The 12,228-nt window shown below is 68.1% G+C and carries 5 protein-coding genes; 1 reads left to right on the forward strand and 4 read right to left on the reverse strand.

The window, feature by feature from the left end; all coding sequences use genetic code 11:
* Window positions 1-23: 23 nt before the first annotated feature.
* The 4 genes from EAO27_RS02660 to EAO27_RS02675 all read right to left on the reverse strand — a co-directional run bounded on the left by EAO27_RS02660 (window position 24) and on the right by EAO27_RS02675 (window position 8,846).
* Window positions 24-860 (reverse strand): hypothetical protein, encoded by an 837-nt coding sequence (locus EAO27_RS02660; RefSeq protein WP_242776829.1) that lies wholly within the window; start codon window positions 858-860, stop codon window positions 24-26.
* A complete protein-coding gene (locus EAO27_RS02665) occupies window positions 857-4,348 on the reverse strand; it encodes a DUF2339 domain-containing protein (RefSeq protein WP_242776831.1) in 3,492 nt (1,163 codons plus the stop codon). Before EAO27_RS02665 ends, EAO27_RS02660 begins: the two co-directional genes overlap by 4 nt.
* A 74-nt stretch (window positions 4,349-4,422) precedes the next feature.
* Window positions 4,423-6,465, reverse strand: a complete 2,043-nt coding sequence (locus EAO27_RS02670; protein WP_242776833.1) for a transglycosylase domain-containing protein — start codon at window positions 6,463-6,465, stop codon at window positions 4,423-4,425.
* Between the two features lie 677 nt (window positions 6,466-7,142).
* Window positions 7,143-8,846 (reverse strand): DUF885 family protein, encoded by a 1,704-nt coding sequence (locus EAO27_RS02675; RefSeq protein WP_242776835.1) that lies wholly within the window; start codon window positions 8,844-8,846, stop codon window positions 7,143-7,145.
* Between the two features lie 464 nt (window positions 8,847-9,310).
* Between EAO27_RS02675 and EAO27_RS02680 the strand changes: the two genes are divergently transcribed.
* Complete coding sequence (locus EAO27_RS02680; RefSeq protein WP_242776837.1) at window positions 9,311-12,142, forward strand: TonB-dependent receptor; 2,832 nt, start codon at window positions 9,311-9,313, stop codon at window positions 12,140-12,142.
* Window positions 12,143-12,228: the final 86 nt, after the last annotated feature.

The raw sequence follows: 12,228 nt of genomic DNA on the forward strand, positions 1-12,228 counted from the left end.
TCGTCCCACCCTTTCCGATATCGTCAGAATGCAACGCCCGGCCGGAGAATGAGCTGGAAGGCGCCGAGCAGCGCGAGCAGCGCCGCGACCGGCGCCGCGAGCGCCGGAGCGGCGACCGGTGCCGCGGGTGCACGGCGAAGCGCCGCGAGCCCGAGCGTCAGCCACCCCAGCCCGACGATGTGTACGACGAGCGGGATCAGCACGACCTCGACCGGCTCGCGCGGGATGCGGAAGGGGATGATCAGGATCACCGCCAGCATCAGCACCCCGAGCAGATGCCGTGCCGTCGGGCGATCGCCGCCGCCGAGCGGATAGCGCCGCGCCAGCGCGCGTCCCGCGACCGTCATCGCGGCGACCGCGAGCAGGAGCAGCGCCGCCTTCGCCACCGGCCCGGCGCCGAGCCAGGCGAGCGCGCGGCCGACATCGTTGCCCGCGATCAGGCTGCCCACCGCGCATTGGCTCAGCGACTGGAACAGGCCCTGAAACGCCATCCAGAAGGCGAAGAGCCGCCATGCCGGCCGCTGCGGAGCGATCCGTCCGGCGAGCCACAGGAAGGCCAGCCCGCTGACCAGCGTCGCGGCCGCGCCGCCGCCTTGCAGCAGTTCGGCAACGGGCGCGTCGCCGGTCCAGTCATGATCGTTGTGATAGAGGATCGGGGCGAGCCCCGGCACCAGCGCCTTGGGCAGGACCAGTCCCAGTTCCTGGATGAAGAAGGTCAGGCTGAAGGCGAGCGCGCAGAGGGTGGTCGAGACGGCCAGATGGCGCGCATCGATGGCCGCCGGGCCGGGGCGCAGCCGCAGCAGGCCGGCGAGCCACGGCAACAGGCCGAGCGCCGCGACCAGCCCGAACAGGATCGTCATGCCGCTACCGTTTCGTCTTCCGCCGGCGGCCGCGCGAGCTGGCGGCTGTAGAGCCAGCCGATCCCGATCAGGCTGAAGCCGAGCACGACGAACGAGCCGATGCGCAGCAGCCCTTCGAGCCCCGAGGCGTCGAACAGGAAGACCTTGCCGACCGCACCGAGCATCAGGATCAGCGAGGCGATGCGCCAGTCGTGCCGCCCGGTGCGGATGCCCCACAGCAGATAGCCGGCCGCGAGCGCGAGGATCAGGATCGAGCGCAGGATATTCTCGCTCGCGGTGACGCCGGGCGCGACGAGCAGGCTGCCGTGGAACAGCTGGCGCAATGTCGCCCAGGCAAGACCCGCGACGAGCAGCATCGCGGCGATCTGCACCGCCCGGTCGAGGAGCGGCGGCGCAGCGGGGAAGAGCCGTCGGGTCAGGATCAGGCCGAGCAACGGCAGCAGGAAGAGCGGGAGCAGCCAGTTGGCGAGCGGCAGCGCGCCGACCGCCTGTGGCGCCCACAGCGGGTTGTGGAGGATCAGCCCGTACCAGATCGCGTGCGCGGTGCCGGCAAGGACGAGTGCGCGTGCGAGGCTGGTAAAACCCCGTCGCATCGCGACCGCGCCACCGCCGACCAGCAGCGCTTCCCACACGAGCCGCTGCGGGGTGCCGGTGGCGATGAAATCGCTGCCGAACGCCGCGGCGAAGCCGAGCCGGTAGAGGCCGTGCAGCGCGATCCCGCCGACGATGCCGGCGACGGCGAACCCCGCGAGCAGCAGCCAGCGCGGCAGGCGCTCGCGCAGCAGCCAGAGCGGCGCGGCGAACAGCGCCGCGGGGACAAGCAGGCGCAGGATCAACGGATCGGCGGCGAGGCCAGGAAGGTCGAACTGCGTCGGCCAGCCGCCGAGCGACAGCCCGGCCTTAGTGCCCCACAGCCCGACGGGCAGCAGCGCCCAGGCGAGGGTGAGCGCGGCAAAGCTCGCCGCGGCGGCGTCGACGCGCGCAAGATCGATCCGCCGCGCCGCGAGCAGCGCCGCCGCGCCGCCGATCGCGGGAACGAGCATCAGCCAGCCGCCGGGAACGAATTGCGCCAGCGCGCCATAGCCGAGCAGCGCCGCCGCGACCTGCCCGATGCGGCGGATCGGCGGTTGCTGCGCGAAGAGGGCATAGAGCAGCGCGGCGAGCGCGAGCCCGGCCCAGCGCAGGAACGCGGTCGCATCGACCGCGGCATCGCTGCCGAAGAGCCGGCTCCACTGCGCGAACGGATCGGGGCCGGTCGCCGCGAGCAGGATCACCGCGGCGGGTACGAACGCCAGCGACAGCCATTCGACGGGCTGGGCGCCGCGCTGCCGGCCGATCCCGAACAGTCCCGCCGCCACCACGCCCATGGCGAGCGGCAGGCTCCAGCCGGGAACGAATTGCGCGAGCGTGCCGTAGGCAAGGCCGCCGGCGATCGCCAGCGCGGCAAAACGCAGCAGGCGATGGTTGGCCCTTGCCGCGAACAGGCCGAGCAGCGCGGTGAGCCCGGCCCAGCGCATCAGCGCCTGCGCCGCGAAGCCGTCCTCGACGCCGACCATCAGCCGCGGCAGCTCGACCAGCGCGAGCGGGGTGGCGATCAGCGCGAGCAGCGCCGCGCCGACGAAGCCCGCCGCGACCGGTTCGATGCGCGGGTCCTGCGCCGCCTTGCCGAAGAAGAGCAGCGCCGCCGCGACGCCGCCGATCGCCAGCGGTGCGGTCCAGTGCGGCAGCAGCAAGAGCGCGGCGAGCGCGACGAGCAGCCCCGCCGTCGTCGTCAGCCACGCGAAGCGGCTGTCGGCGGTGCGCGTGTCGTTTCGCCACCCCAGCGCGATGCCCGCGCCGGCCAGCAGCGCCGCACCGAGCGCGACGAGCGCGAGCCCGTGGTCATCGATGCTCCAGAAATGCCATTTGACCAGCGGCGCGGCCGCCAGCGCGATCGCGCAGAGTTCGAGCGTGCGGCGCAGCGCCATCGGCGGAGTCCAGAGCCGCGCGAGCAGCGGCAGCGCGTGGATCGCGGCGAGCGACAGGCCGACGAGCGCGAACCAGCCCGGCGTCGGGTCGGGCCAGGCGCCGAGCAACAGTATCGACAGCGCGAGGCTGATCGAGGGAACGATCGCGAAATCCTTCTCGCGCCACGCGAGCCATTGGCCCGCCGCCGCGAGCAAAGCGAACAGTCCCCAGTGGAGCGGCGCGAACCCGCCATAACCGACGAGCAGCGCGAGCTGCAGCGCGCCGACGATCGCCGATCCCGCGCGCAGCATCGCGCCGCGCGGTCCGTCGAAGGCGATCATCGGCAGCGCGAGTGCGAGCAACAGGACATAGCCGCCGATCGACAGCGAACCGATCGTGTCGAGCGCGCGCGCCGCGAGCAGCATCCACACGCTCCAGCCGATCCCCCCGACGAGCGCGGCGAGCGCGAGCCACGGCCAGCGCTTCATCCGCGCGACCCCGGTGAGCCCGGCTATGGTGAGGCCGAGATAGACGGCGAGCAACGGCACATTGGGTTCGATCGCGCCGACCAGCGCGGGTGCGGCGAGGCCGCCGGCGAGCCCGAGCAAGGCGCTCGGCGGGCCGAAGCGCAGCGACAGGCCGAGCGCCCCCGCGGTGACGATCGCGAGCCCGACGAACGCTGTCAGCGGTCCGATCAGGGCATAGACGTTCGCCGCGACGAGGATCGCGGCATAGAGGGTGGCGATACCCGCGCCCGACAGCGCCTGCGGCACACGCAGGTCGCGGACCTTGTCCTCGTTGCGCCAGGCATATTCGGCGCCGCCGATCAGCCCGAGCCCGAAGAGGATGCCGGCGACGACCTGAACCCCCGGGGTAAAGACGCGCGCGAAGAAACCCGCGTCGATCGCGTAGCGAACGATCAGCACGCCAGCGATCGCGAGGGTGATGCCTCCGGCCCAGATCGGCAGCGTCTTGCCGAACAGGTTTTCGAAGCGCGATGCCAGGCTTGGAGCCGGTTCGCGGGGCGGTGGCGGCGAGGCGGAGGCCGGGCGGGGCGGGGCAGGCGTTGCGGTCTTCGCGGCGACCGCGGGCGCCGGCGCCGCGGCGTCCGCAGGTTTGTCGGCGACCGCTTTCTCTTCGGCGGGGGCGTCGCGTGACACGGACGGCAGCGGCGCGCTCGCGGCGGCGGCGCGAGCCGGAACCGCCTCGGCGCTATCCTGCGCCGGCGGCGTTTCGCCGGGGGGCGGGGTTGCGGCTTTGGGTTTCCAGCGGTCGAGCGTTTCGGGGGCGGGGGGCGTCCAGGCAACCGGGCGTGCGGAAGGCGCCGGACGCGCTGCGTCGATCGGCGCCGCCGCTGCCGCGCGCGCCTGTTCGGGCGTTTCTCCGTCTTTGGGAGGCAGCAATCCGGCGGCGCGCTGCAAGGCGCCGATCCGCTTCGCCGCCTCGGCGAGCGTCGCTTCCGCGCGCTTCAGCCGGCCGCGCGTGTCCATCAGGAGGACGAAGAGAATGACAATCGCGAGAAAAGCGAAAAAACCGGCCAAAGCGATCCCCTAAACTCGTGCCATCCTAACAGCGGGCGGCGCGAAGTCGACCAACATGTTGAATCGATGGCTGCTCAGGGGCCGGGCGGCTGGGCGGCCGGCGGCGGCTGCGCCGGCGGCGGTTGCTCGGTGGCCGGGTTGCCCAGCCGGAGGTCGATCCGCGTCCCGCCGATTTCGGTCGAGATGACCGCCTGGTCGCCCTCGATGCCGATGCGCGTCTTGTCGATCACCGGAATGTCGGCCGGGGCGGGCACGTCGAGCGGTTCGACGGGGCCTTCGGGGTCGCGCGCGGGTTTGGGACGCGGCTTGACGCCGAGCGCGTCGGACATGAAGTCGCGCCAGATACGCGCGGGAATGCCGCCGCCGGTGACCCCCTTGAGCGGGCTGTTGTCGTCATTGCCGACCCACACGCCGACGACGAGATCCCCCGAATAGCCGACGAACAGTGCGTCGCGGCTGTCCTGGCTGGTGCCGGTCTTGCCGAAATTGGCCTGCGACAGCCGCGCGGCGCGGCCGGTGCCGCGATTGACCGCAGCACGCAGCATATCCTCGATCGCGTCATGGTCGGCGGTCGACAGGCTGTCGGGCCCCGAAAAGAGCCGCGTGAACCAGCCCGGCTCCTCGGTCTTGAAGGCGCGGGGTTCGACGGGAAAGCTGTTCGCCGCGACCCCGGCATAGGCGGCGGTGAGTTCGAGCAGGGTCATGCTCGACGTGCCGAGCGCGAGGCTCGGGTCGCCTTCGGTCATCGGCGAGGTGATGCCGAGATCGCGCGCGGTCGCGATGACCTTGTCGCTGCCGACCGCCTGGAGCAGCCGCACCGCGGCAACGTTGCTCGACGCGGCGAAGGCGTCTTCGAGCGTGATCGTGTCGGAATAGGCGCCGCCGCCGTTCTTGGGGCGATAGGTCCCGTTTTCGATCGGACCGTTGGCGATCTCGTCGTCGGCTTCCCAGCCGTTGCGCAGCGCGGCGAGATAGACGAACAGCTTGAAGGTCGATCCCGGCTGGCGCCGCGCCTGCGTCACGCGGTTGAACGGCGATTTGGCATAGTCGCGGCCGCCGATCATCGCGACGACCTCGCCATTGGTGCGCATCGCGACCAGCGCGACCTGCGCCTCGCCCAGCCCGGCGCGGTTGACCGCGCGCCGCGCCGCCGCCTGCAAGCGCGCGTCGAGCGTCGTCGTGATCGTCTGCCGCGCATAGCCGACATCGGACAGCTTGCGCGCCTCGGGCAGCGCCCAGTCGGCGAAATAGGTGCCGGTGGGCAGCGTGTTGCGCGTGCGCACATCGATCTTCGGGGTCCGGATCGCCTTCGCCTCGCCTGCGGTCAGATAGCCGGCATCGACCATCGCACCGAGCACCAGCTTCATGCGTTTTTCGGCAAGATCGGGGTTCTTGGTCGGCGCGAGGCGCGAGGGGGCCTGTACCAGCCCGGCGAGCATCGCGGCCTGCGCGGGGGTCAGCTTTTCGGGTTGGCGATAGAAATAATGGAGCGACGCGGCGCGCAGGCCATAGGTGTTGTCGCCGAAATAGGCGTTCGATAGATAGCGTTCGAGGATTTCGTCCTTCGACAGCCAGGCTTCGAGCCAGAAGGCAATCAGCGCCTCGCGCGCCTTGCGACCGAGGCTGCGCTCGGGGGTCAGGAAGGTGAATTTGGCGAGCTGCTGGGTGATCGTGCTGCCGCCCTGCGTCCGGCCGCCGGTGACGTTGCTCCACACCGCGCGCGCGATGCTGCGCGGATCGACGCCCCAATGGCTGTAGAAGCGCCGGTCCTCGATCGCGAGAAAGGGCTGGGTAACATGTTTGGGCAGCTTCGTCGTCTCGACCGGCGCTTCGACGATCGCCCCGGCGCGCGCGATTGGCGTGCCGTCGGAGGCGAGCAGCGTGATCTGCGGCGGGACGATCGGTTCGAGCGATTTCGACAGCGGCGCGGTGATCGCCAGCCAGCCGACGAGCAGGACGAAGAGGATCGACAGCGCGCCGAGCCCGCGCATGACCCAGCGCAACTTGCGGCGGCGCGGGCTTTCGGGCGCTGGCGTGCCGGGGGCTTGCGCGAGCGGCTCGGCGGAAAGTCCGGCGGGGTCGGGGCCGGGAGCGTCGGGATCGGGGAACGCGGTCATGCCTGAATCGCGTGTTAGACGCGCAACACAGCATATGCAAATGGCTTGAACGGCGAACAGGCTTGGCGGCCGGCAAGCTTTGGCTCGCCGCGCGACAGATTTTCTTCGCCGAACAATGGCCGCTCGCCGCTTGACGATCCTAATATCAATTTTTTAAGTTGAATTTACTGTCGGGGTCTGGCCGAGCCCTTCAGTTGCGCTTTCTTCGGCCCGCGGCTTTTGATTCGGGAAGCAGCTTGCTCCGCGTCACCAACGGCTAAAGCGCGTGATGCCCGGGCGACGGCGCCAGGCATTGCGTTCCCCCAGGCAGGGGTATTGCGATGCATATGTGTAGCACCGGGATCTAGGCCGGCGCCGATCGACCGGCGCGACATCGACATCCCTTTCATCCGCACCGCGCTCGTTCCCTTCGGGCGCCGGCGGTTTTGCGTCCGGCGCTTTCGCGCCGGTCACAGGTGAACCATGCCTCAGCTGACCCATTCCGACCTGCCCGATCTGGCCCGCTATCCCGCGTCCCTGCGCAGCGCCGCGCGCGCCTTGTGGGGCGATGGCGTCGCGGGCGCGGCGCCCGCGACGATACCCGATGCGCGCCTCCACCGCCTTCCAGGGGCGGCGGGGCGACCGTGCGTGCAAAAGGACGCAGGCCCCGCCCGTTCGCGCCCGCGCTCCGTCGCTCGCTAGGGTGTCTGGGCGAGCAGTGCCGACAGCGGCTTGTGCGCCCACAGGTTGCGGATCTCGTCGTCATAGCCGGTAAGGTCGTAGCGCAGCAGCGATACGGGAAGCCGGCCGGTGCCCATCAGATAGTCGTGATATTCGCCGATCGCGAACTTGTCGCCGAGCTGGCGCTTGCGGTCGACCATCAGCTTCTGCAACTGCATCGCGCCGATCGTGTAGGTCATGCCATAGCCCGGGGGGCGGCGGATATAGATGCCCGCGTCGACGCGCGCGACATTGTCGTCGAGATAGGGCGTCCACTGCTTCCAGAACTTCATCGTCTGGTCGACGTCCATCTCGCCGCGCTGCATCTTGACGTCGCCGATCGTGCGCGCGGCGCGGAAGATGCCGAAGATATAGATGAGTTCGCGCGTCCGCGGGCGGTCGTCGAACAGGCCCAGCTGGAGCGCGGCTTCCTCGAGGTAGAAACCCCAGCCTTCGGTACGGCCGCTGTCGCTGACATGCTTGCGGATCGGGTCGGTCACGCGCTTGCCGGTCAGGCCGTCGAAACGATGGCCGGGGAAGGTCGCGTGGAGATGGTCGGGCGAGGCATCGCGGAACTGGACCTGTTCCCAGAACATCGGCCCTTCGGGGCGGACGATCCACGGCGCGTTGAAGCCGACTTCCTGATAGGTCGCCGGAATATAGTCGGGGATGGTGATGATCTTTTCGTCGCGGAGCCACTGGCGGATCTTCGCGTCGGTCCCTGCAAGCTGCGCCTCATATTCGGCCGCCGACGTCGGCAGCTGAAGTTCGGGCAGGTTGCGGTTGCGGTGCCGTTCGGTCGTGTAATTGGCCCAGTGGCGTTCGAGTTCGCGCTCGGCGAGGGTGACGATCTGGTCCGAATCATAGGGCATCAGCCGGACGTTGGTGAGGAACCAGTCGTACGCGGGCTTGCCCACGCCCGCGGGTGTGGTCATCGTCGGGCGGGCGGCGACCAGCCAGTCGCGAAAGCCGCCGATCGCGGCCTGCGCGGCCTCGATCTCGGGAAGCAGCGCCGGCTGCGCCTTCGCCGCGCGCCCGTGGAGATCTTCGAACCAGCCGATCAGTCCTTCGGGCTCGACCGCGCGATAGGGCATGCCGTGCCCGACACCGTCGCCGTGCGACAGGCTGTGGATCGCGAGGTCGGCATAATCGGCCGCGACCGAGTCAAGATTGATGCGAGCCTGAGCCAGATAGGCGGGGATCGTCCGCAGCCGCGCGCGGAAGGCCGCGAGCGCCGGGCCCTCGACGGGCAGGTCGGTGTAGGCAAGCCGTTGCAGTTCGTCGACGTACATGCCCGGATCGCGCGCCCAGGGCTTGGTCACGTTGAGGGTGAAATCCTGAAGGTCCATTTGCGCGCGGACCGCGAGATAGTCGACCTGCTGGTGGCGGTTCCAGCGCGCGACCGCGAAGTCGGGAAGCTTGGCCTGGAAGGCGCGCAGCTCGGCGCGGCGCTTGTCGACCGTTGCGGGGCTGTAGTCGACGACGCCATCGACCGCCTTCGGGGTCTTCCACTCGGTGAAGGTGGTGAACAGGGTCACCAGCGCGTCATGGCTGCCCTTGCCATCGGGCGGGCCGACGGGGGCGGCGGCGCCCTGTTCGGCGGCGATGGCCGGCGCCGGTGCCGTCAGGCCGGCGGTGCCGGCCAGCAGGGCGGCGAGGATGGCGATGGGTGCCTTGCGCATGGGAAGGAGTTCCTCTCTGTCGTGCCGCCCGGTCGAATCGGTGCCGGGCGACTGATCATTGATACGAAAAACGCGTGATTTTGGTTATGATGTTATACGGATGGCTCCCGGTCAAGGGGACATGTTGCGCTTCGGCAAGGGGGAGGCGCCAGGCTTCTGCCGCTCGCTGCGCGCTGGGTGGCGGCCGGATCCCAAAGGATTGATGGGAGATGGGTCGGATAATATACAATTGTTTTTCAATTGGATAGTTTGAAATTCGGGCTAGCACGACGCGCATGGGCGGGCTGTGCGTTTGCGCTCGCGGGTCCGAAAAATGACACTTTTCACATTTATTTGCGTCGCCGAATTGACTGCGCGGTCATAATATGATCAAAATCACGCAACTGTTCACGGGAATGATCTGGCGATCCACGTCGGCAACCGTGAATGTCGCAGGCGGACGGTCCAGTCCAGGGAGTATGAAAATGGGTATGAAGCGGGTTGCAGACATGCGGGCGGGATTGCGGGGCGGCTCGGCGCTGTTCCTGTCGATGGCGGTGATGGGGTCGGCAATGGCCCAGGAACCGGTCGCCGAGGAAGCCGAAGCGATTGTCGTCACCGGTTCGCGCATCGCGCGCCCCGACGTCGAATCGAACAGCCCGGTCAACGTCATCAGCCAGGACGAAATCAAATATTCGTCGACCGTCGAGACCGAGCAACTGCTCAACGCGCTGCCGCAGGCGGTCGCGGGCGCGGGCGCGCAGTCGAACTCGGGCAACGGTTCGGCGACGGTCAACCTGCGCAACCTCGGTACCGTGCGTACCCTGGTGCTCCAGAACGGTCGCCGCATCGTCGGTGCGTCGCAGGACGGCGTCGTCGACCTCAACATGATTCCGACCTCGCTGATCTCGCGCGTCGAGGTCGTGACCGGCGGCGCGTCGGCGGTCTATGGTTCGGACGCGATGGCGGGCGTCGTCAACTTCGTGACCAAGGATGACTTCGAAGGTTTCGAAATCGGCGGTTCCTACGGCATCAGCGACGAAGGCGACGCCGAACGCTACAACATCGACCTGACCGTCGGCGGCAATTTTGCCGACGGCCGCGGCAACATGGTGTTCCATGGCAGCTATTATGACCGTTCGATGGTCAAGGGCTCGGCGCGCGACCATGCGACGGTGTTCCTCGCCGACGCGATCGTCGACGGCAAGCCCGTGCTCGTCCCGTCGGGCAACGGCGTGACCCCGCAGGGTACGATCTTCAGCCCTTCGCTGGTCGGCCTCAAGGATCCCTATGGCAACACCATCGGCACCGCGGGCATCTTCTTCGCGCCCGAAGGCTGGCGCGCCTACAAGACGAGCGACGGCTTCAACGACCGTCCCTACACCAACCTCCAGATGCCGATGCAGCGCTGGCAGGGCTCGGTGATCGGCCATTATGACGTGACCGACAATGTCACCGCCTTCTGGGAAGGTTCCTACGTCCACAGCAAGATCAACTCGACGCTGGGCGCGGTGCCGATGAGCAGCTCGGGCTTCATTCCCGGCTTCCAGCTCGATCTGCGCAACCCCTATCTCGACCCGACGCTGCGCGACTTCCTCAGCGTCAACATGGACGCCGACGGCAACAATCTCGTTCCGGTCAACATCAACCGCCGCCTGCTCGACGGCGGATCGCGCACCAGCGACCAGACGCGCGATTTCTATCGCTTCGTCGTCGGCCTGAAGGGCGACCTCACCGACCGGCTGAAGTGGGAAGTCTTCTACAACCAGGGCCAGACCAAGGTCACCGATGTCCAGGGCGGCGGCGTGCTGATCGACAATTTCGCCAACGGCTTCCTGACCAACCCGAACGACCCGTACAAATGTGCGTCGGCCGATCCGAAGTGCGTCGTTCTCAATCCTTTCGGGCTCAATTCGCTGACCCCCGAGATGATGAACTACATCTACACCGATCTCACCAACATCACGACGATCCGCCAGAAGCAGCTCGGCGCCAGCCTCACCGGCTCGCTCTTCTCGCTGCCCGCGGGCGATGTCGGCATCTCGATCGGCGCCGAATATCGCAAGGAAAGCTCGGCCTTCAATCCCGACCAGCTCTATATCCAGGGCAAGGCGCTGTCGCGCTCGGCGGGGCTCAGCAAGACGGCCGGGTCGTTCGACGTCGCCGAACTCTATGGCGAACTTTATGTTCCGATCCTCGCCGACATGCCGGGTGTCGAACTGCTCGCCTTCGAGGGCGGCCTGCGCTTCTCGGACTATTCGACCGCGGGTTCGGTGTGGTCGTACAAGCTCGGCGGCGAATATTCGCCGTTCCGCGGCCTGAAGTTCCGCGGCCTCTATCAGCGCGCCGTGCGTGCGCCGAACGTGGTCGAGCTCTATTCGGGCAAGACGAACAACGCGTTCCAGGCGGTCGACTTCTGTAACGCGGGCCCCGAGCGGACCACCGCGGAGCGTGACTTCTGCGTCAACACGCTGGGCGTTCCGGCCGCGGTCGCCGACGTCTTCCAGCAGGAAAACCAGCAGATCCGCGCGGTGACGGGCGGCAATCCCAACCTGCAGGAAGAAACGTCGGATACCTGGTCGGTGGGCGCGGTGATCCGTCCGGACTTCGTTCCCAACCTTCAGCTGACGGTCGATTACTACAATATCAAGATCGTGGACGCGATCGGCTCGTTCGGTGGCGGGCTCCAGTCGGTGATCACCGCCTGTAACGCCAACCTCTCGGCTGACAACGTCTTCTGCGCGCCGCTGCGCAACCGCACGCCCGACGGCCAGCTGTTCGACGTGCCGCTGCTCAACGCGAACATCGCGAACATGAAGGCGACCGGCGTCGATTTCCGTCTCGACTATCGCCACAATGTGGGGGCGGGTTCGCTCAACTACTATCTGGCCGGGACCTACCTGATCGACAGCATCACGCAGGGCAGCCCGATCGCCAACGCGATCAACTGCGCAGGCTATATCGGTGGCGGCAGCTGCTCGACGGCGAACCCCACCTGGCGTTTCACCCAGCGACTGACTTGGGAAATGGAAAAGCTCCAGCTCTCGCTCCGTCACCGCTTCATCGGTTCGGCCAAGGATGGCCGTATCGCGGGTGCAAAGGCTTCGGGCGCGGCGACTCCCTTGCTCGCCGTGCCCGAGACCGGGGACGTCCATTATTTCGACCTCGGCGCGAACTACGACGTGAAGGAGAATTTCAGCTTCTTCGCCAACATCGACAATCTGTTCGATCGCGATCCGCCCTTCTACCTCTACGAACGTGAAACCTACGACGCCATCGGTCGCCGGTTCACGATCGGGTTCCGGGCGAACTTCTGAGTGGAAAGGCGTGGGCCGCGGCGGCAAGATGTCGCCGCGGCCCACCCGGTCGCGTTCGAAGTCGTGTGATGCTGGGAATTCGGGGC

The sequence above is a fragment of the Sphingopyxis sp. YF1 genome, from assembly GCF_022701295.1.
Classification (GTDB): domain Bacteria; phylum Pseudomonadota; class Alphaproteobacteria; order Sphingomonadales; family Sphingomonadaceae; genus Sphingopyxis.

What these genes read in the sequence shown, in the direction of transcription:
- EAO27_RS02670 (WP_242776833.1), bottom strand. Translation starts at nt 6,465, where the DNA reads ATGACCGCGTTCCCCGATCCCGACGCTCCCGGCCCCGACCCCGCCGGA.
- EAO27_RS02680 (WP_242776837.1), top strand. Translation starts at nt 9,311, where the DNA reads ATGGGTATGAAGCGGGTTGCAGACATGCGGGCGGGATTGCGGGGCGGC.
- EAO27_RS02675 (WP_242776835.1), bottom strand. Translation starts at nt 8,846, where the DNA reads ATGCGCAAGGCACCCATCGCCATCCTCGCCGCCCTGCTGGCCGGCACC.
- EAO27_RS02660 (WP_242776829.1), bottom strand. Translation starts at nt 860, where the DNA reads ATGACGATCCTGTTCGGGCTGGTCGCGGCGCTCGGCCTGTTGCCGTGG.